This window comes from Rhizobium hidalgonense, from assembly GCF_005862185.2.
GTDB classification, from domain to species: Bacteria; Pseudomonadota; Alphaproteobacteria; order Rhizobiales; family Rhizobiaceae; genus Rhizobium; species Rhizobium hidalgonense.
Genome location: NZ_CP054027.1, coordinates 2,690,911 through 2,710,573 on the forward strand (window position 1 = coordinate 2,690,911; position 19,663 = coordinate 2,710,573).

17 protein-coding genes are annotated in these 19,663 nt (G+C 60.9%); 2 read left to right on the forward strand and 15 right to left on the reverse strand.

Annotated elements, in window-relative coordinates; all coding sequences use genetic code 11:
• Positions 1-73 precede the first annotated feature (73 nt).
• Positions 74-3,571, reverse strand: coding sequence for a DNA polymerase III subunit alpha (dnaE, locus tag FFM81_RS12985; protein ID WP_138384864.1), 3,498 nt, complete (start codon positions 3,569-3,571; stop codon positions 74-76).
• Between the two features lie 501 nt (positions 3,572-4,072).
• On the opposite strand from dnaE, the gene FFM81_RS12990 reads away from it, so the two are divergent.
• Positions 4,073-4,537: a DUF5680 domain-containing protein gene (locus FFM81_RS12990; RefSeq protein ID WP_003573886.1), complete on the forward strand. Its 465-nt coding sequence runs from the start codon at positions 4,073-4,075 to the stop codon at positions 4,535-4,537.
• 257 nt (positions 4,538-4,794) lie between these two features.
• On the opposite strand, the gene FFM81_RS12995 is transcribed toward FFM81_RS12990, so the two are convergent.
• From FFM81_RS12995 to proS, 3 genes are read right to left on the reverse strand one after another with little or no spacing between them, the layout of a single operon-like run.
• Positions 4,795-5,478, reverse strand: coding sequence for an ABC transporter ATP-binding protein (locus FFM81_RS12995; protein WP_003573888.1), 684 nt, complete (start codon positions 5,476-5,478; stop codon positions 4,795-4,797).
• A gap of 14 nt (positions 5,479-5,492) precedes the next feature.
• Positions 5,493-6,797, reverse strand: coding sequence for a lipoprotein-releasing ABC transporter permease subunit (locus tag FFM81_RS13000; RefSeq protein WP_003573890.1), 1,305 nt, complete (start codon positions 6,795-6,797; stop codon positions 5,493-5,495).
• 15 nt (positions 6,798-6,812) lie between these two features.
• Positions 6,813-8,135: a proline--tRNA ligase gene (gene proS / locus FFM81_RS13005; protein ID WP_003573892.1), complete on the reverse strand. Its 1,323-nt coding sequence runs from the start codon at positions 8,133-8,135 to the stop codon at positions 6,813-6,815.
• Between proS and FFM81_RS13010 the strand changes: the two genes are divergently transcribed.
• Complete coding sequence (locus FFM81_RS13010; protein WP_164895976.1) at positions 8,134-8,409, forward strand: hypothetical protein; 276 nt, start codon at positions 8,134-8,136, stop codon at positions 8,407-8,409. The genes proS and FFM81_RS13010 overlap by 2 nt on opposite strands.
• A gap of 317 nt (positions 8,410-8,726) precedes the next feature.
• Here the strand turns inward: FFM81_RS13010 and FFM81_RS13015 are convergent, their stop codons facing one another.
• The 11 genes from FFM81_RS13015 to nuoH form a co-directional block, all read right to left on the reverse strand.
• On the reverse strand, positions 8,727-9,002 hold the full coding sequence (locus FFM81_RS13015) for a DUF1467 family protein (RefSeq protein WP_003573894.1): 276 nt from the start codon (positions 9,000-9,002) through the stop codon (positions 8,727-8,729).
• Positions 9,003-9,153: 151 nt separating this feature from the next.
• The gene (gene mce / locus FFM81_RS13020) at positions 9,154-9,558 is read right to left on the reverse strand and encodes a methylmalonyl-CoA epimerase (RefSeq protein WP_003573895.1); all 405 of its coding nucleotides are present in this window, start codon (positions 9,556-9,558) and stop codon (positions 9,154-9,156) included.
• Positions 9,559-9,560: 2 nt separating this feature from the next.
• The gene (locus FFM81_RS13025; RefSeq protein WP_003573896.1) at positions 9,561-11,231 is read right to left on the reverse strand and encodes a ribonuclease J; all 1,671 of its coding nucleotides are present in this window, start codon (positions 11,229-11,231) and stop codon (positions 9,561-9,563) included.
• A 17-nt stretch (positions 11,232-11,248) separates the two neighbouring features.
• Complete coding sequence (locus FFM81_RS13030; protein ID WP_128399301.1) at positions 11,249-12,010, reverse strand: biotin--[acetyl-CoA-carboxylase] ligase; 762 nt, start codon at positions 12,008-12,010, stop codon at positions 11,249-11,251.
• Positions 12,010-13,455, reverse strand: coding sequence for an NADH-quinone oxidoreductase subunit NuoN (gene nuoN, locus FFM81_RS13035; protein WP_003573898.1), 1,446 nt, complete (start codon positions 13,453-13,455; stop codon positions 12,010-12,012). The genes FFM81_RS13030 and nuoN overlap by 1 nt, the downstream gene beginning before the upstream one ends.
• Positions 13,456-13,473: 18 nt before the next feature.
• Positions 13,474-14,985 carry an NADH-quinone oxidoreductase subunit M gene (locus FFM81_RS13040; RefSeq protein ID WP_003573899.1) on the reverse strand — a complete coding sequence of 504 codons (1,512 nt, stop codon included), beginning with the start codon at positions 14,983-14,985 and terminating at the stop codon, positions 13,474-13,476.
• Positions 14,985-16,985, reverse strand: coding sequence for an NADH-quinone oxidoreductase subunit L (nuoL, locus tag FFM81_RS13045; RefSeq protein WP_138384863.1), 2,001 nt, complete (start codon positions 16,983-16,985; stop codon positions 14,985-14,987). Before nuoL ends, FFM81_RS13040 begins: the two co-directional genes overlap by 1 nt.
• 7 nt (positions 16,986-16,992) lie before the next feature.
• A complete protein-coding gene (gene nuoK, locus FFM81_RS13050; RefSeq protein ID WP_003547388.1) occupies positions 16,993-17,301 on the reverse strand; it encodes an NADH-quinone oxidoreductase subunit NuoK in 309 nt (102 codons plus the stop codon).
• A 23-nt stretch (positions 17,302-17,324) separates the two neighbouring features.
• Complete coding sequence (locus FFM81_RS13055; protein WP_003573901.1) at positions 17,325-17,939, reverse strand: NADH-quinone oxidoreductase subunit J; 615 nt, start codon at positions 17,937-17,939, stop codon at positions 17,325-17,327.
• 141 nt (positions 17,940-18,080) lie between these two features.
• Positions 18,081-18,572 carry an NADH-quinone oxidoreductase subunit NuoI gene (gene nuoI, locus FFM81_RS13060; RefSeq protein WP_003573902.1) on the reverse strand — a complete coding sequence of 164 codons (492 nt, stop codon included), beginning with the start codon at positions 18,570-18,572 and terminating at the stop codon, positions 18,081-18,083.
• A 40-nt stretch (positions 18,573-18,612) separates the two neighbouring features.
• On the reverse strand, positions 18,613-19,656 hold the full coding sequence (gene nuoH, locus FFM81_RS13065) for an NADH-quinone oxidoreductase subunit NuoH (RefSeq protein ID WP_003573903.1): 1,044 nt from the start codon (positions 19,654-19,656) through the stop codon (positions 18,613-18,615).
• Positions 19,657-19,663 lie beyond the last annotated feature (7 nt).

Sequence of the window (19,663 nt, forward strand, 5' to 3'; positions counted from 1 at the left end):
GGCGATACCATCATCCCAGGTGATAACCATCATCCGAAGTGACAAAAATCACCCTAGGTGATGCGCATCATCTCTAGACAAGCTCGACATCAACGACGCCGGGGGCGGCGCGGAGAGCGGCCGCGATTTCCGGCGTGATGCGGTATTTCTCCGACAGCGCCACTTCCACCTCGCGTTTGCCGTCCTCCTTGATGACGATGAAGGAAACGAGGCCGTCGCCCTTGGCGTTGAGATGGCCGGCGACCATCTTCAGCGGCCCGGAATCTCTGACATAGACGCGCAGCGCCTTCTGCATCTGCAGTGATTTTTCCTCCAGTGACTGGATCGTCTGGATGCGCAGGCCGATCCCTTCCGGCCGCTCCTCGCCGGTGGCGGTCAGCACGAAGGATTTTCCCGATTCCAGCACGTCGCGATACTGGTTCAGCATTTCCGAAAACAGCACCGCCTCGAACTGGCCGGAGGAATCGGAAAAGACGATGATGCCCATCTTGTTGCCGGTGCGGGTCTTGCGCTCCTGCTTCGAAATGACGGTGCCGGCGAGGCGTGCATTGAAGGCGCCCTGTTTGATCGCCTGGGAAAACTCTGCAAAGGTCTGCACCCGCATCTTCTGCAGGATGTTGTTGTAGGAATCGAGCGGGTGGGCGGTGAGATAGAAACCCAGCACCTGGAACTCCTTGAGCAGCCGCTCCGAGGCGAGCCATGGCGAAAACGGCGGCAGGGAGATCTTCTCGGGCCCCGAGGTCAGCGTACTGCCGAAAATGTCCGACTGGCCGCTCAGCTTGTTCTCCTGGGCGCGCTGGGCATAACCGAGAACGCGGTCGAGACCGGCGGCAAGCTGGGCGCGGTCCATGTCGAAACAATCGAAGGCGCCGGCAAAGATCAGGCTTTCGAGCACGCGGCGGTTGACCTGGCGCGGATCGATACGCAGGCAGAAATCCTCGATACCGGCAAACGGCTTGTCGCCGCGCACCTCGACGATATGGTCGACGGCGGATTCGCCGACGCCCTTGAGGGCGGCGAGCGCGTAATAGATGCGGTTGTCGCCGGTCTGGAAGTGGCGGAAGGAGGTCTGGACCGAGGGTGCGATCACCTCGATACCCAAGCGCTTGGCATCCTGACGGAAGTCATTGACCTTTTCGGTGTTGGACATGTCGAGCGTCATCGAGGCGGCGAGGAATTCGACCGGATAATGCGCCTTCATATAGGCCGTCTGGTAGGAGACGATGGCATAGGCGGCGGCATGCGACTTGTTGAAGCCGTAGTTGGCGAACTTCGCCAGCAGTTCGAAGATATTGTCGGCCTGCGGCTTCGAGACGCCGTTCTTGACGGCGCCAACGACGAAGCGTTCGCGCTGCTGGTCCATCTCGGCCTTGATCTTCTTGCCCATGGCGCGGCGCAGAAGGTCGGCTTCACCGAGCGAATAGCCGGACAGGACCTGGGCGATCTGCATCACCTGTTCCTGATAGACGATGACCCCTTGAGTTTCCTTGAGCAGGTGGTCGATCATCGGATGGATCGATTCCAGCTCCTCTTCGCCGTGCTTGCGGGCATTGTAGGTCGGGATATTCTCCATCGGGCCCGGACGATAGAGCGCCACCAGCGCGATGATGTCCTCGATGCAGTCCGGCTTCATGCCGATCAGCGCCTTGCGCATGCCGGCACTTTCCACCTGGAACACACCGACCGTTTCGCCGCGCGACAGCATCTCGTAGGTTGGTTTGTCGTCGAGAGGAATGGCGGCAAGGTCGACCGCGATGCCGCGCTTGGCGACGAAATCGACGGCGACCTTCAGCACCGTCAGCGTCTTCAGGCCGAGGAAGTCGAACTTGACGAGGCCGGCCTGCTCCACCCATTTCATGTTGAACTGGGTAACCGGCATGTCGGAGCGCGGATCGCGATACATCGGCACCAGCTTGGAGAGCGGCCGGTCGCCGATTACGATGCCGGCGGCGTGCGTCGAGGCATGGCGGTAAAGCCCCTCGATCTTCTGGGCAATGTCGAGCAGGCGCGCGACGACCGGTTCCTTTGCCGCCTCCTCCTGCAGCTTCGGCTCCTCCTCGATCGCCTTCGACAGCGGCGTCGGGTTGGCCGGGTTGTTCGGCACGAGTTTGCAGATCTTGTCGACCTGACCGTAGGGCATCTCAAGCACGCGACCGACGTCGCGAAGGGCGGCGCGCGCCTGCAGCGAACCGAAGGTGATGATCTGCGCCACCTGCTCGCGGCCATACTTGGCCTGGACGTAGCGGATCACCTCTTCGCGGCGGTCCTGGCAGAAGTCGATGTCGAAGTCCGGCATCGAGACGCGTTCGGGATTAAGGAAGCGCTCGAACAGCAGCGAAAACCGCAGCGGATCGACATCGGTAATCGTCAAGGCGTAGGCAACAAGCGAGCCTGCGCCGGAACCGCGGCCGGGACCGACCGGAATATCGTGCTGCTTGGCCCATTTGATGAAGTCGGCAACGATCAGGAAGTAACCAGGAAAACGCATGCGCTCGATGACACTGAGCTCGAAATCCAGCCGCTCGCGATATTCCTTTTCCTCGTAACCCGGCGACATGCCGAGCGTCGCAAGCCGCAGGTCCAACCCTTCGACCGCCTGGCGGCGTAATTCGCTCGCCTCGGCGCGTTCGGCTTCCTCGGCATCGTCGGTCGCGCCGGTGAAGCGGGGAAGGATCGGCTTGCGCGTCTTCAGCACAAAGGAGCAGCGCCTGGCGATCTCGATCGTATTTTCCAGCGCTTCCGGCAGGTCGGCGAAAAGCTTGGCCATCTCGGCCCGGCTCTTCAGATAATGGTCCGGCGTCAAGCGAAAGCGGCTGTCGTCGGAGACGATGGCGTTGTGGGCGACCGCCATCAGCGCATCATGGGCGTCGTAATCGTCGCGGGTCGGGAAGAAGGCCTCATTGGTCGCAACCAGCGGCAGGTCGTGGGCATAGGCGAGCCCGACGATCCCCTGCTCGTGGCGCTTGTCGTAGGTGCCGTGCCGCTGCAGTTCGACATAGAGCCTATCGCCGAACAGGCTCTTCAGCGCGAGTAGCCGGGCTTCCGCCTGGGCGGAATGGCCCTCTTTGATCGCCGCGTCGACCGGCCCGGTCAGGGCGCCGGTCAAAGCAATCAGCCCTTCGGTGCCGGCCTCCGCCAGCCAGGAGGCTCTGACATGAATGGCCTGGTTGCTTTCACCGCCGAGATAAGCGCGGCTGACGAGATCGACCAGCCGTTCGTAACCGGCATCCGTGGCAGCGAGAAGAACGATCGACGGCAGCTTGACCAGGGCCTGCTGGCCGCCGCGCTTTTCCGTTTCCAACCCGTCTTCCATGTCGATCGAGACCTGGCAACCGATGATTGGCTGCAGGCCCTCGTCCATCGCCTTCTGGGAAAATTCCAGTGCGACGAACAGATTGTTGGTGTCGGTAATGGCGATTGCCGGCTGGCTGTCGCCGGTCGCCTTGTAGAGGATCTTCTTCAGCGGCAAAGCGCCCTCAAGAAGCGAATAGGCAGAATGGACCCTCAGATGGATGAAGCCCGGCGTGCCGCCGGTCGCCTCAGCCGTAGAACCCTTTGCCGTATCCGCCATGACATGCCTTCCCAATCACCCGAATGAATCGGGCGCATTGTCGGCATAGAGGGCGATGATGTCCAGCAGAAGTCCCACGTCCGGACCGCATGATTGCCATGCGGTCCCCTGAAAACTTTAGATCGCCATGACAATCAGCGAGAAGCTGGCAACGAACATTGCGATGGAGGTGAATGCTGCGATATCACGGATCATGTCAGTCATTTGGCTCTCCTTTACTCGTTATGTTTTCAATTTGTTCGATATATGTTCCATTGTCAACAGGAATCTTTTCCTCCTTTCTTGTGTTCGGAGAATCTCCGGCAGCGCATTGCGAATCGGGAGGGACCGACACGCGTGTAATGGACAGGCCGTGGTCCTCGCCCGATCCGCCTCAGATCAGCATGGCCTCAGCCGTCTGACCTCCGTTTAAAGCGAGCCACTTCTTTCCGACTATTGTTCCGCTTTTGTTCTTTACACGTTGCTGCATATTTGCCAGCATTCGGCCGAGAGGAGAACGATATGGTCGACATTGCGATGCTGAATGAATTCGTCGTGGAGGCCAAGGCCGCGACCTATGTCGGCGGCGGCGTGCCGAGCGCGCCCTGCCGACCGGGTTCCCATGATATCGGTTACGAGAGCGGCGACTGGCGCTATCTCGACAGCTATTTCGGCGGCACCGATTTCGCCGGACAGGAGGTGGTGTGGTCTGCCGGCGAGCCGATCTGGGTGATGAATTATTTCGGATGGATCGTTGCACCGGATGTCATCGACGGCGCTGCCGCCGGGACGGTGATCAAGGCGGCACTTTCAGCCATGTATCGGCAGGGGCGCTTTCTTGGCGGAATGGAATTCGATCATCCGCTCGGCCGTTATCTCGACCGCAGCGAGGGCAGTTGCAAGCGCTTCAGCGGCCACGAATGCATCATGGTCGACGGCCGCAAGGCCTATATGCTCGATTATCACGGCGGACTGGTCATCCCGTGACCGCAGTGCTGCCTCGGGTTCGAATTGCCGATTGAGTGCGTGGTGTACGGCCAGGAGAACGGCGAGATCGGCGGAACCAGCCCCTCATCCGCCTGCCGGCACCTTCGGGATATGCCGCACCCTCTCGGCCTCCCGCAAACCTCTCGCATGGCGCGTCCCCTCTCCCCGTTTTTACGGGGAGAGGGTTAGGGTGAGGGGCAGCACACTATCCAGCCGGTTGCGCATCGGCGCAAGCCGGACAGCCATAGACCGCGGTTTTAGAAATCGACGATCTTGCCGTCCGAGATCGTCACGCGCCGATCCATGCGGCGGGCGAGTTCGTGATTGTGGGTGGCGATAAGCGCCGCGAGGCCGGACTGGCGCACCAGCGCCTCCAGCGCGTCGAAGACGTAGGCTGCCGTTTCCGGGTCGAGATTGCCGGTCGGCTCGTCGGCAAGAAGCAAGCTTGGCGCATTGGCAACGGCGCGGGCAATCGCGACGCGCTGCTGCTCGCCGCCGGAAAGCTCGCCGGGGCGATGGGCGCCACGATGGCCGATGCGCATATAATCGAGGAGCTGGCCGGCCCGCTCGCCGGCTTCCTTCCAGGACAGTCCGGCAATCAGCTGCGGCATCATGATGTTTTCGAGCGCCGAAAATTCGGGCAAGAGGTGGTGGAACTGGTAGACGAAGCCGATCTCGCTGCGGCGGATCCCGGTACGTTTCTCGTCTGAAAGGCCGTCGCACGCATGGCCGTTGATGGTGACTTCACCGCCGTCTGGATGCTCCAGCAGGCCGGCAATATGCAGCAGCGTCGACTTGCCGGTCCCCGACGGAGCGACGAGAGCGACGATCTCGCCTTTCGACAGCGAAAATTCCGCGCCCTTCAGGATCGGGAGCAGCGTATCGCCCTGCCCGTAATGGCGCTCGACGCCGGTAAGCTTGAGAACGACGTTGCGGTTCATGAAGTCGGCATTCCTTATTCGTAGCGCAGGGCCTGCACCGGATCGAGCCTGGAGGCGCGCCAGGCCGGAAAGATCGTCGCGATGAAGGAGAGCGTCAGCGCCATGACGACGATCGAAATGGTTTCGCTGAGCTGCATCTCGGCCGGCAGCTGGCTGAGGAAATAGACCTGCGGATTAAAGATCACGGTGCCGGAAATCCAGGAGAAGAACTGGCGGATGGACTCGATGTTGACGCAGACGAGAACGCCGAGCAGCACTCCGGCAAGGGTGCCGACGATACCGATCGCCGCCCCGGTCATGAAGAAGATCCGCATGATCGCACCGGCGCTGGCGCCCATGGTACGCAGGATGGCGATATCGCTGCCCTTGTCCTTCACCAGCATGATCAGACCGGAGATGATGTTCAGCGCCGCCACAAGCACGATCAGCGTCAGGATCATGAACATGACGTTGCGCTCGACCTGCAGTGCCGAAAAGAAAGTCTGGTTGCGCTGGCGCCAGTCGGTGAGGTTAATCTGGCGGCCGGCCGCCTCCTCCACCTTGGGCCTCAGCGCGTCGATATCGTCGGGGTGATCGACGAAAAGCTCGATCGACTGCACCAGCCCTTCGGCATTGAAATAAAGCTGCGCCTCCTCGAGCGGCATGAAGATGATCGAGGAATCATATTCCGACATGCCGATCTCGAAGAGGCCGGAGATCTTGTAGGACTTGACGCGGGGGCTGACGCCCATCGGCGTGATGTCACCATCCGGAGACGTCAGCGTAATGAGATCGCCGACGCTCAACCCGAGCTGGTTGGCCATGCCGGTACCGATCAGCACACCCTGGCCGGAGGCATAACCCACCATGTCGCCTGATTTGATGTTGCCGGAAATCGTCTTGAGCTTCGTCAGGTCTTCGGCACGGGCGCCGCGCACCAGGGCGCCAGTGCTGCCGCCGGCCTGAGCGGAGGCAAGCACCTGGCCTTCCACCAGCGGCAGCGCCATCTTGACGCCGGGCACAGCCGCGAGCCTGCTGGCGAGATCGGGATAATCGGTGAAAGGGCCATCGGACGGCTGGACGATCATATGGCCGTTGATGCCGAGGATGCGCGAGACGAGTTCGGTGCGGAAGCCGTTCATGACGGCCATGACGATGATCAGCGTCGCAACGCCGAGCATGATGCCAACGAAGGAGAAGCCGGCGATCACCGAGATGAAGGCCTCCTTGCGGCGGGCGCGCAGATAGCGCCACGCCACGAGGCGTTCGAAGGTGGAAAATGGCTTGCCAGCCGGACCCAAGCCGGATTTCGAACTCCGGTCCACTGCTGCCTCTGCCATTTCGCCTCCGTTTCCTTAAGCCAGGAACCTGTTGATCGCCGCTTCGATGGTCATCGTTTCGCGGTCGCCGGTCTTGCGGTCCTTCACCTCAACTTCGCCGTTTGCGACCGCGCGCGGGCCGGCAATAATCTGGAAAGGCACGCCGATCAGGTCGGCGGTCGCGAACTTCGTGCCGGCCCGGTCGTCGGTATCGTCATAGAGCACATCCTTGCCGGCCTTGCTCAGCGCGGCATAGATCAGCTCGCAAGTATCGTCGCAGGCCTGATCGCCCGCCTTCATGTTGATCACCACGACATCGAACGGCGCAACCGATGCCGGCCAGATGATTCCGTTATCATCATGCGAGGCTTCGATGATGGCGGGAACAAGGCGTGTCGGGCCGATACCGTAGGAACCCATGTGAACGAAGTGTTCTTTACCGTCCGGTCCCTGCACTTTCGCGCCCATCGGCTCGGAATATTTCGTACCGAAATAGAAGATATGGCCGACCTCGATGCCGCGGGCCGACAGGCGGTCGCCTTCGGGAACGGCGTTGAAGGCCGCCTCGTCGTGCATTTCCGAAGTCGCCGCATAGAGCGAGGTCCATTTGTCGAAGATCGCTTGCAGGCCTTCGACGCTGTCGAAATCGGTGCTTTCGCCAGGAATATCGAAGCCGACGAAATCCTTGTGGCAAAAGACCTCGGATTCGCCGGTATCGGCAAGAATGATGAATTCATGGCTGAGATTGCCACCGATCGGGCCGGTATCGGCGCGCATCGGAATGGCGCGCAGGCCGAGCCGATCGAATGTTCTGAGGTAGGCGGCAAACATCTTGTTGTAGGAATGCTCCGCCGCTTCACGCGTCAGATCGAAGGAATAGGCATCCTTCATCATGAATTCGCGCGAGCGCATGGTGCCGAAGCGCGGGCGGATCTCGTCGCGGAACTTCAACTGGATGTGATAGAGATTGAGCGGCAGGTCCTTGTAGGACTTGACGGAGGAGCGGAAAATATCCGTCACCATCTCCTCATTGGTGGGACCATAGAGCATCGGCCGGTCCTGCCGGTCCTTGATGCGCAGCATCTCCTTGCCGTAGGCGTCGTAACGGCCGCTCTCCTGCCAGAGTTCGGCCGACTGCAGGGTCGGCATCGACAGCTCGATGGCGCCGGCCCGGTTCTGCTCGTCGCGGATAATGGCGTTGACCTTATCGAGCACGCGCTTGCCGAGCGGCAGCCAGGAATAAATGCCCTGCGACTGCTGGCGGATCATGCCGGCCCGCAGCATCAGCCGATGGGAGACGATTTCCGCCTCTTTGGGGTTTTCCTTGAGGATGGGCATGAAATAGCGGGACAGACGCATGGCGGATTCCGAAGCAGTTGAGATCCGCCGAAAGCGGAATCGAAAGACAATGGTTAATGTCGGCAGCGTTCATAGCCGCTTCGCGGCAGGAAGGAAACCCGCAACTGATGTCGGCAACCTCCCGCACGCGCATGTTCGCAGCCGCAAAATGACAGGGCGTGAAAAAGCGCGTGTTTATAAGGACTTGAACGAAAATCTTGTCAACAGAAAAATTTTGCTAGAGTGTAGCAAAAATGCAAAAAAAGCTGATGACAAAGCCCAATGTTTGAGCTAGCTTTAGCTCACAAAACAGGCAGGAAGGATAAATTCTTGCCGAATTCGCGGTCAAGTCTTGGGAGGATCAGATCTTAGGCGCGCTCGTCGCAGCCCCGGCAACGGTTACGGATCACGCGATACTTAAAACAAGGCTTTTAGCCTTGTTTTTTTTTGGTTTTTCGGCTTCCCATCCCACTCCAAAATCCGCCCGCTTCCGTAAGGAGATGGGCCTCATTCCGTTACGTGCGCTCTTTGCTGCAAAAGCATGACGGCGGTATGACGGCATGCCGTCCGGCTAAATTTACATCTGCCCAAAGTTTGGGCAAAAGCTAGGTTTTAGTAGAAGCTCGGCCCGAGTTGTGGAAGGGCATCGAAGCCCCAGCCGAAATAGGTGTCACAGACATACCAGAGGCCGTAAATCAGAGCCGATATCAGCGTCGTCAGCGAAAAGGTAAAGACGGCACGAAACCGGCTGGGCGCGCTCGGAACAGTGCCGAGCACGACGTCGTTGTCCTCAGCCTGGGTGCGCAGACCGATCGGCAGCACGGCAAAAAGCGTCATCCACCAGACGATGAAGTAGACGGCAAATCCCTGAAGGAAGGTCTGGAGCATTGTGGTTCCCAGTGGTGTCGTGCCGACAGGACGGCGAAGGACGTTCTGTCATTTTGAGTTGGGCGCCCTTATACGGCGGAACGGCGGCCAATTCAAAGCGAACGAGGAATTTCCCCGCCTTCGGGTCACTCTGCCGCAGCCAAAGCGGATGTCAGGCCTGTTCGAGTTCGATCAGCGTGCCGAAGAAATCCTTAGGGTGCAGAAACAGCACCGGCTTGCCATGCGCGCCGGTCTTCGGCTTGCTATCGCCGAGCACCCTCGCCCCGGCCGCGACCAACCGGTCACGGGCAAGCAGAATATCGTCCACCTCATAACAGATGTGGTGCATGCCGCCGGAGGGGTTCTTTTCGAGGAAGGCTGCGATCGGCGAGGTTTCCCCAAGCGGCTGCAGCAATTCGACCTTGGTGTTCGGCAATTCGACGAAGACGACGGTGACGCCGTGTTCCGGCAGAGCCTGCGGCTCTGATACCGCAGCACCCAACGTGTCGCGATAGGCGGCCGTCGCCGCCGCCAGATCGGGAACGGCGATGGCGATGTGGTTCACCCGGCCGAGCATGATCAGACCTTGGTGACGAAGGCGGTTACGACCGGCTTCTTGCCCCAGGCATGGTTCGCGGCGGCGCGGATGGCGCGGCGCACGGCCTCCTGTACCATGTCGATATCCTTGCGACGGGCGCGGGGAATGCTTTCGATGGCGCTGATCGCCGCATCGAAGAGCGTATCTTCCATCTCCTCGCCCTCGTCGTCATAAACGGGCAGGCCGATCGAGACGAGATCGGGATCTCCAACGATGTCGTAGCGGGCATCGAGCACGACGCTGACCGCGACATGGCCGACATAGGAGAGCTTCTTGCGCTCGCCGATGCCCATCTCGTCGAAATCGCCGATCAGCGAACCGTCCTTGTAGATGCGGCCGTGCGGCGCCTCGCCGATCACCTCGGCGGCACCGGGCGCGAGCCGCAGGATGTCGCCGTTGCGCACGCGCGGCACGATTGCGATGCCCGATTGCTCGGCGAGTTCCTTATGCGCCGTCAGATGCGTCGCCTCGCCATGCACCGGCACGACGATCTTCGGCCGCGTCCACTCGTACATCCGCTGCAATTCGTTGCGGCGGGGATGGCCGGAAACGTGAACCAGCGCCTCGGTATCGGTGATGATGTGCACGCCCTGCTCGACGAGGCCGTTCTTGATATCCTGGATCGCCTTTTCGTTGCCGGGAATGGCGCGGGAGGAAAAGACGACGATATCGCCTGCGGCAAAGGCAACATTGCGCATCTCGTCGCGGGAGAGCTTGGCAAGGGCTGCCCGCGCCTCGCCCTGGCTGCCGGTCAGGATGACGACGACCTTGTCGCGCGGGATGTAGCCGTATTCCTCCTCGGAGATGAAGGGTTTTACGCCCTCCATCAGGCCGATATCCTGGGCAACGTCGACGACCCGCTTCAGCGAGCTGCCGAGCAGCAGCACTTCGCGGCCGGCCGCCTCGGCAGCTTCGGCAACGGTGCGGATGCGCCCGACATTCGACGAAAAGGTGGTGATCGCCACCCGGCCCTCGGCATCCTCGATGATCTTGCGCAGGCTTTCCGATACATCCTTTTCGGAGGGCGAGACACCGTCGCGCAGCGCGTTGGTGGAATCGCACATCAGCGCCAGAACGCCCTCGTCGCCGAGTTGACGGAAACGCGTCTCATCGGTCAGGGGTCCGAGCGAAGGCTCGTGGTCGATCTTCCAGTCGCCGGTGTGGATGACATTGCCGAGCGGCGTGCGGATCATCAGCGACATCGGCTCGGGGATCGAATGGTTGACGGCCACACCTTCGATGCTGAATGGGCCGACATTGATCGTGTCGCCTGCCTTGAACGGCGTCACCGGCACCTCACCGATTCTGGCCTTCTCGAAATTGCGCTTGGCTTCGAGCAGACCTGATGTAAAGCCCGAGGCATAGACCGGCACGTTGAGACCCGGCCAGAGATCCGCGAGCGCGCCATAATGGTCTTCATGCGCATGGGTGATGATGATCGCCTTGAGGTTCTTGCGTTCACTGGCGAGGAAGCGGATATCGGGCAGCACGAGATCGACGCCCGGCAGGTCGGGGCCGGGAAAGGTGACGCCGCAATCGACCATGATCCATTGGCGATGCTCTGACGGGCCGTAGCCATAGAGAGCGAGATTCATGCCGATCTCGCCAACGCCGCCCAGAGGCAGGAATACCAACTCGTCCTGTTTCGCCATAATTTTCGTTTTTTCCGCTATTCAAAAAACACATCACCGGCAGCAATGGGCATTATCCTGCCAGTGCCGGTATCGAGCATCAACAAGCCATTATCATCTATTCCGGCGAATTGTCCGGAAATCGATCGGTCCGGCAAATTCACCGTGATCTTTTCGCCGATGCCGCAGGCGACCGCGCGCCAGAGCGCCGTGATCTCACCGATGCCGCGGCCCTGATCCCAGATTTCGAGCACATCCGCCATGGCGGCGAAGAGATGGGCGAAGAGTTCCTCCGGCGAGGCCGCACTTCCCTGCTGACGCAGGCAGGTGGCAGGGTAGAGCGGATTATCCGGCATGACCGAGACATTGATGCCGATACCGATGATCAGCGCGTAGCGGCCGTCCGGCAGCCCCTCGCCTTCGACGAGGATGCCGCAGGTCTTCTTTCGGCCGATGAGGATATCGTTCGGCCATTTGACCTCGAGCGGCTCGGCGCCCAGCGGCAGCACCCGGCGGATCGCCTGGTGCACGGCAACGGCGACGGCAAGCGGCAGAGAACTGAGGCGCTCCATCGGCGCCGGATCGACCAATAGAAGCGAGGCGTAGAGATTGCCGCGTTCGGAAACCCAGAGCCTGCCGCGACGGCCGCGGCCGCCGGACTGCCGCTCGGCGGTCACCCAGAGATTGCCGCCATCGCCCGCCCGAGCCCGGGCAAGGCATTCGCTGTTGGTGGACGATGTTTCCGACAGAGCCTCGTGCCTGAAATCGCCGAGCGATATCCGGCGTCCGTCGGAACCCATCAGAAGAGCGTCGCGGCGGCAAGCTCTGCCGCACCGCCGATCGGGCCGCCGATGAGCACATAGGCAGTGACGAAGAGACCGGAGAGACCGAAGACCAGACGCAGCGCGCCGGAAACCCGGGCGAATTCGCCGGTCGCCTCATCGAACCACATCAGCTTGATGACGCGCAGATAATAATAGGCGCCGACGACCGAGGCGAGAACGCCGATAATGGCAAGCGCATAGAGCTTGGCTTCGATGGCGGCGACGAAGACGAAGTACTTGGCGAAGAAGCCGGCGAGCGGCGGAATGCCGGCGAGCGAGAACATCAGCGCCGTCAGCACCACGGCCATGAACGGGTTGGTCGTGGAAAGGCCGGCCAGATCGTCGACGTTTTCGACGACGGTGCCGTCCTTGCGCCGCATCGACATGATGATTGCGAAGGTGCCGAGGGTCATGACCATATAGATGACCATATACAGCATGACGCCGGAAACACCGGTCTGGTTGCCGGCGGCAAGGCCGACCAGCGCATAGCCCATGTGACCGATCGACGAATAAGCCATCAGCCGCTTAATGTTCTTCTGGCCGATCGCGGCAAACGAGCCGAGCAGCATCGAGGCGATCGAGATGAAGACGACGACCTGCTGCCAGTCGGCCAGAACCGGCTGGAAGGCGGTGATGACGATGCGCGTCATCATCGCCATGGCGGCAACCTTGGGGGCAGCGGCCAGGAAGGCGGTGACCGGCGTCGGCGCGCCTTCATAAACGTCCGGCGTCCACATGTGGAAGGGAACGGCCGAGATCTTGAAGGCAATGCCGGCGAGAATGAAGACCAGGCCGAAGATCAGGCCGAGCGAACGCGCGCCCTCGACCGAAAGCGCCTGGGCGATCTCGGAGAAATGCGTGTGGCCGGTGAAACCATAGACCAGCGACATGCCGTAGAGCAGCATGCCGGAGGACAGCGCGCCGAGGACGAAATATTTCAGGCCAGCTTCCGTCGACTTCAGGCTGTCGCGGTTGATCGCGGCGACGACATAGAGCGCCAGCGACTGCAGTTCCAGCGCCAGATAGAGCGAGATCAGGTCGTTGGCCGAGATCATCAGCAGGATCCCGAGCGTCGCCAGCACCAGCAGAACCGGGAACTCGAACTTGTCGAGCTGATTTTCGCGCGCATGCCCCATCGTCATGACCAGGGCGACCAGCGAACCGATGAGCGCCACCAGCTTCATGAAGCGCGAGAAACCGTCGGCCATGTAGACGCCGCCATAGGCGAGGCCTTCTGCCGGCACGAAGAGCAGCCACAGGCCGGCGGCCAACAGCAGGACGATGGCGAGGCCGGTGACGACAAGGCCCGACCGCTCGCCCGAGAAGACGCCGACCATCAACAGGACCAGGGCGCCGACCGCAAGGATGAGCTCCGGCGCGGAAAGATGCAGACTGAGGAGAATTGTTTCAGCGGTCATGTCCGATAAGTCCCGTCATCAATTCATAGACAGCGCAACATTCTGCGCTGCGTGCACGGCGGCCGTGTAGTTGTTGACCAGCAGATCCACCGAGGCGGCCGTCGCATCGAAGACCGGGGCCGGGTAAACGCCGAAGAAGATGGTCAGTGCGACCAGCGGATAGAGGATCAGTTGTTCGCGTCTGGACAGATCGAGCAGCGCCTTCAGCTTTTCCTTCTCAAGCGCGCCGAAGATCACCCGGCGATAGAGCCAGAGCGCATAGGCGGCCGAGAGGATGACGCCGGTGGCGGCAAAGAGCGCGACCCAGGTATTGACCCGGAAGACGCCCATCAGCGTCAGGAATTCGCCGATGAAGCCCGAGGTGCCGGGAAGCCCGACATTGGCCATGGTGAAGACCATCATTGCGACGGCATATTTCGGCATGTTGTTGACGAGGCCGCCATAGGCGTTGATCTCGCGGGTGTGGGTGCGATCGTAGACGACGCCGACGCAGAGGAAGAGCGCGCCGGAGACAATGCCGTGCGACAGCATCTGGAAGATCGAACCCTGGACGCCCTGCATGTTGGCGGCGAAGATGCCCATGGTCACGTAGCCCATGTGCGCCACCGAGGAATAGGCGATCAGCTTCTTGATGTCGTCCTGCATCATCGCCACCAGCGAGGTGTAGATGATGGCGATGACAGACATCGCGAAGACGAGCGGCGCGAAATAATCCGACGCCACAGGGAACATGCCGAGCGAGAAGCGGATGAGGCCGTAGCCGCCGAGCTTCAGGAGCACGCCGGCCAGGATCACCGAGCCTGCCGTCGGCGCCTGAACGTGCGCATCCGGAAGCCAGGTATGGACCGGCCACATCGGCATCTTCACGGCAAACGAGGCGAAGAAGGCAAGCCATAACCAGGTCTGCAGCGCCGGCGGGAACTTGTAGGCAAGCAATGCGGTGATGTCGGTCGTGCCGGCCTGCCAGTACATCGCCATGATGGCGAGCAGCATCAGCACCGAGCCGAGCAGCGTGTAGAGGAAGAACTTGTAGCTCGCATAAACGCGGTCCTTGCCGCCCCAGACGCCGATGATCAGGAACATCGGAATGAGGCCCGCCTCGAAGAAGACGTAGAAGAGCACGATATCGAGCGCGACGAAGACGCCGATCATCATCGTTTCCAGGATGAGGAAGGCGATCATGTATTCCTTCAGGCGCTTCTCGATCGAGAGCCAGCTCGCCAACACGCAGAAGGGCATGAGGAAGGTCGTCAGGATGACGAACAGCATGGAGATGCCGTCGACGCCAAGGTGGTAGCCGATACCGGTGCCGAGCCAGTCATGCTTCTCGACCATCTGGAAGCCCGGATTGGCATTGTCGAAACCGGTCCAGATCAAGAGCGAGACGACGAAGGTGAACACGGTGGTGATCAGCGAGATCCACAGCACGTTCTTGCGGCCGCTAGCGCTCTCGCCGTTCATCAAGAGCAGGAGCACCACGCCGACGAGCGGCAGGAAGGTGACCGTTGAAAGAATAGGCCAATCGGTCATCAGAAGGAACTCCCGAGCATCATCCAGGTAACAAGCGCCGCAATGCCGATCAGCATGGCGAAGGCATAGTGATAGAGGTAACCGGTCTGCAGGCGGACGACGCGGTCGGTGACGGCGACGACGCGGGCGGCAACGCCGTTCGGACCGTAGGTGTCGATGACGCCGACGTCACCCTTCTTCCACAGGAAGCGGCCGAGCGCCTTGGCGGTGCGGACGAAGAGGAAGTCGTAGAGCTCGTCGAAATACCACTTGTTGAGCAGGAAGTGGTAGAGCACGCGGTGCTGCTTGGCGAGGACGCGCGGCGTCTGCGGCGAGCGGATATACATGTACCAGGCGAGGACGAAGCCGAGCAGCATGGCGATAAAGGGGCTGAGGCCCACCAGCGCCGGCACGTGATGGAACTGTTCCACCAGTTCGTTCTCGGCGCCGGTAAACAGCGCACCTTTCCAGAACTCAGCATATTCCTCGCCGTAGAACCGGCCTTCGAAGACTACGCCCGCAAACATCGCGCCGATGGCGAGGATGTAGAGCGGAACCAGCATGACCTGCGGCGACTCGTGAACGTGATGCATGACCTCATGCGAAGCGCGCGGCTTGCCATAGAAGGTCATGAAGATCAGCCGCCAGGAATAAAAGCTGGTGAACAGAGCCGCGATGACCAGCAGCGAGAAGGCAAAACCGGCGACCGGTGAATGCGAAGCATAGGTCGCCTCGATGATCACGTCCTTGGAGAAGAAGCCGGCAAAGCCGAACGGCGTGAAAGGAATGCCGACGCCGGTGATCGCCAGTGTGCCGATGATCATCATGCGGAACGTCCACTTGATGTGCGGCCGCAGGCCGCCCATGTAGCGCATGTCCTGCTCGCCATCGACGGCATGGATGACCGAGCCGGCGCAGAGGAAGAGCAGCGCCTTGAAGAAGGCGTGCGTGAAGAGATGGAAGATCGCCGCGCCATAGGCCCCTACCCCCAGCGCCACGAACATGTAGCCGAGCTGCGAACAGGTGGAATAGGCGATGACGCGCTTGATGTCGTTCTGCACCAGGCCGACGGTCGCCGCGAAGAAGGCGGTGATCGCGCCGATCACGGTGACGACGACGAGTGCATCCGGCGACAGTTCGAAGAGAGGCGACATGCGGGCGACGAGGAAGACGCCGGCGGTGACCATGGTGGCGGCATGGATGAGGGCCGAGACCGGGGTCGGGCCTTCCATCGCGTCCGGCAGCCAGGTGTGCAGCAGGAACTGCGCCGACTTGCCCATGGCGCCCATGAAGAGCAGCAGGCAGATGCCGGTCAGCGCATGCGCCTTGTCGAGTTGCATGCCGAAGAGATTGAGGATCACTTCGCTTGCCTCGCCGCCGCCTTCATGCGGGGCGAAGTTCGAGGCATTGGCAAAGATCGTGTCGAGATTGATCGAGCCGAACAGCACGAAGACGCCGGCAATGCCGAGCACGAAGCCGAAGTCGCCAACGCGGTTGACGATGAAGGCCTTCATCGCCGCAGCGGTTGCCGACGGCTTCTTGAACCAGAAGCCGATCAAGAGATAGGAGGCGAGACCGACGCCTTCCCAGCCGAAGAACATCTGGGCCAGGTTATCGGCCGTCACCAGCATCAGCATGGCGAAGGTGAAGAGCGAGAGATAGGCGAAGAAGCGCGGACGATGCGGATCGGTGTGCATGTAACCGATCGAATAGATGTGCACCAGCGTCGAGACCGTGTTGACGACGATCAGCATGACGGAGGTCAGCGTATCCACACGCAGCGACCAGGAGACGTCGATGCCGCCCGACTGGATCCAGCGCAGCACCTCGACCTTGATCGGGCCGCCTTCGAGATGTCCCATGCCGACGTTGAAAAAGACGATCCAGGACAGGATGGCGGCGATGATCATCAGGCCGCTGGTGACATATTCCGAAGCCTTGGCGCCGATGGCGCGGCCGAACAGGCCGGCGACGATCGCACCGATCAAGGGAAGAAAGACGATAGCCTTATAGAGGAACATGAGCCACTCAGCCCTTCATCATATTGACGTCTTCGACCGCGATCGAGCCGCGGTTGCGGTAGAAGACAACGAGAATTGCAAGACCGATCGCCGCTTCGGCAGCCGCGACCGTCAGGATGAACAGCGCGAAGACCTGGCCGACGATGTCGTTCAGGAAGGAGGAGAAGGCGACCATATTGATGTTGACGGCAAGCAGGATCAGTTCGATCGACATCAGGATGACGATGACGTTCTTCCGGTTCAGGAAGATGCCGAAGACACCGAGCGTGAAGAGGATGGCGCTGACCGTCAGGTAGTGGGAAAGTCCGATGACCATGTTCTTTGTTCCTTGACCTGCCTTTAGACGCCCTGCCCGGGCTTGACCGACACCACCTCGACGGCGGTGGCGGGCGTGCGGGCAACCTGCCTCGGGATATTCTGCCGCTTGATATTGGTGCGGTGCCGCAGCGTCAGCACGATCGCGCCGATCATGGCGACCAGCAGCACCAGGCCGGCGATCTCGAAGAAATAGACGTAGTTGGTGTAGAGCACGTCGCCGAGAGCGGCGGTATTGGTGCGCTCGCTGAGCGCCGGGATCGGCATGGCGACGGATTTGGCGATCTCAGGCGAGATGACGCTGCCGCCGATGACGACAATCAGCTCGGCGGCGAGAATGATCCCGATCAGCCCGCCGATCGGCGCGTATTCGAGAACCCCTGCCCTGAGCTCCGTGAAGTCGATATCGAGCATCATCACCACGAAGAGGAAGAGAACGGCGACGGCTCCGACATAGACGACGAGCAGGATCATCGCCAGGAATTCGGCACCGAGCAGCAGGAAGAGGCCGGCCGCGTTGAAGAACACCAGGATCAGGAACAGAACCGAGTGAACCGGGTTCTTCGCCCAGATGACCATGAACGCCGACGCCACCGCGACAAAGGCGAAAAGATAGAAAAATAGAGCCTGCAGACCCATGTTGGTGCCTTTTTCATCTTCCCCCGGGCAGCCGGGAGTTTTTCTGCCCGATAGAGCTTGGCGCGGCTGACCGGCAAAGCTCCTGTGCATATTGACCGCGACCGGAGCAGCAGAGCTCCATCGCGGCATTTCAAAACCCAATCAGCGGTACGGCGAGTCGATCGCGATGTTGCGGGCGATTTCGCGTTCCCAGCGGTCACCGTTGTCGAGAAGGCGCGCCTTGTCGAAATAGAGCTCTTCGCGGGTTTCCGTCGCGAACTCGAAATTCGGGCCTTCGACGATCGCGTCGACCGGGCAGGCCTCCTGGCAGAAGCCGCAATAGATGCACTTCACCATATCGATGTCGTAGCGCACCGTGCGGCGCGTACCGTCGTTGCGGCGGGGGCCGGCCTCAATGGTGATCGCCTGGGCAGGACAGATTGCCTCGCAGAGTTTGCAGGCAATGCAGCGTTCCTCGCCGTTCGGATAACGGCGCAGCGCGTGCTCGCCGCGGAAACGCGGGGAAACCGGGCCCTTTTCAAAGGGATAGTTGATCGTCGCCTTCTGGCGGAAGAAATAGCGCATCGACAGAAAGAACGCGCCGAAGAATTCCTTGAGGAACAGCGAGTTGATGGAGCTGGACAAGCTTCCCATCTTCAACCTCCAATTTTGCCGGAAACGAGAGCTGACATGGTCATGCCCAACCCATCAGTTTCAGCACGAATGCAACGATGATGACCATGGCGAGCGACAGCGGCAGGAACACCTTCCAGCCGAGGCGCATGAGTTGGTCGTAGCGGTAGCGCGGAACGAAGGCCTTGACCATCGCGAACATGAAGAAGACCAGGCAGGCCTTCAGCGTGAACCAGATGATGCCGGGAACCCAGTTGAGGATCCAGATATCGACCGGCGGCAGCCAGCCCCCGAGGAAGAGGATCGTCGTCAGCGCGCACATCAGGCAGACGGCCGCATATTCGCCGAGCATGAACATCATGTATGGCGAGGAGCCGTATTCGACCATGAAGCCGGCAACGAGTTCCGATTCGGCTTCCGGAAGGTCGAAGGGCGGACGGTTCGTTTCGGCGAGCGCCGAAATGAAGAAGATGATGAACATCGGGAAGAGCGACAGCCAGTGCCAGTCGAGGAACGAGGCCGGCAGGCCGAGCATGGTGCCGAGGCCGGTATGCTGCGCATTGACGATATCGGTCAGGTTCAGCGAGCCGACGCAGAGAAGCACGGTGACGATGACGAAGCCGATCGAGACTTCATAGGACACCATCTGTGCCGCCGAACGCAGCGCGCCGAGGAACGGATACTTCGAGTTCGAAGCCCAGCCGCCCATGATGATGCCGTAAACCTCGAGCGAGGAAATCGCGAAGATATAGAGGATGCCGACATTGATGTTGGCGATCACCCATCCGTCGGCGAGCGGCACCACCGCCCAGGTAGACAGCGCCAGAAGCACCGTCACCAGCGGGGCCAGCAGGAACACCGCCTTGTTGGCGCCGGCCGGAATGATCGGCTCCTTGAAGACGAACTTCAGAAGGTCGGCGAAAGACTGGAACAGGCCGAAGGGGCCAACGACGTTCGGGCCGCGGCGCAGCTGCACGGCCGCCCAGATCTTGCGGTCGGCGAGCAGCACATAGGCAATGAAGACAAGCAGGCAGACCAGAAGCAGCAGCGACTGACCGATCATGATGATCGCCGGCAAGACATAGGTCGAAAAGAAAGAATCCATAGTCCCC

Coding starts and splice junctions, on each gene's coding strand:
- dnaE (WP_138384864.1), bottom strand. CDS start 3,571: ATGGCGGATACGGCAAAGGGTTCTACGGCTGAGGCGACCGGCGGCACG.
- FFM81_RS12990 (WP_003573886.1), top strand. CDS start 4,073: ATGGTCGACATTGCGATGCTGAATGAATTCGTCGTGGAGGCCAAGGCC.
- FFM81_RS12995 (WP_003573888.1), bottom strand. CDS start 5,478: ATGAACCGCAACGTCGTTCTCAAGCTTACCGGCGTCGAGCGCCATTAC.
- FFM81_RS13000 (WP_003573890.1), bottom strand. CDS start 6,797: ATGGCAGAGGCAGCAGTGGACCGGAGTTCGAAATCCGGCTTGGGTCCG.
- FFM81_RS13010 (WP_164895976.1), top strand. CDS start 8,134: ATGGCGGATTCCGAAGCAGTTGAGATCCGCCGAAAGCGGAATCGAAAG.
- proS (WP_003573892.1), bottom strand. CDS start 8,135: ATGCGTCTGTCCCGCTATTTCATGCCCATCCTCAAGGAAAACCCCAAA.
- FFM81_RS13015 (WP_003573894.1), bottom strand. CDS start 9,002: ATGCTCCAGACCTTCCTTCAGGGATTTGCCGTCTACTTCATCGTCTGG.
- mce (WP_003573895.1), bottom strand. CDS start 9,558: ATGCTCGGCCGGGTGAACCACATCGCCATCGCCGTTCCCGATCTGGCG.
- FFM81_RS13025 (WP_003573896.1), bottom strand. CDS start 11,231: ATGGCGAAACAGGACGAGTTGGTATTCCTGCCTCTGGGCGGCGTTGGC.
- FFM81_RS13030 (WP_128399301.1), bottom strand. CDS start 12,010: ATGGGTTCCGACGGACGCCGGATATCGCTCGGCGATTTCAGGCACGAG.
- nuoN (WP_003573898.1), bottom strand. CDS start 13,455: ATGACCGCTGAAACAATTCTCCTCAGTCTGCATCTTTCCGCGCCGGAG.
- FFM81_RS13040 (WP_003573899.1), bottom strand. CDS start 14,985: ATGACCGATTGGCCTATTCTTTCAACGGTCACCTTCCTGCCGCTCGTC.
- nuoL (WP_138384863.1), bottom strand. CDS start 16,985: ATGTTCCTCTATAAGGCTATCGTCTTTCTTCCCTTGATCGGTGCGATC.
- nuoK (WP_003547388.1), bottom strand. CDS start 17,301: ATGGTCATCGGACTTTCCCACTACCTGACGGTCAGCGCCATCCTCTTC.
- FFM81_RS13055 (WP_003573901.1), bottom strand. CDS start 17,939: ATGGGTCTGCAGGCTCTATTTTTCTATCTTTTCGCCTTTGTCGCGGTG.
- nuoI (WP_003573902.1), bottom strand. CDS start 18,572: ATGGGAAGCTTGTCCAGCTCCATCAACTCGCTGTTCCTCAAGGAATTC.
- nuoH (WP_003573903.1), bottom strand. CDS start 19,656: ATGGATTCTTTCTTTTCGACCTATGTCTTGCCGGCGATCATCATGATC.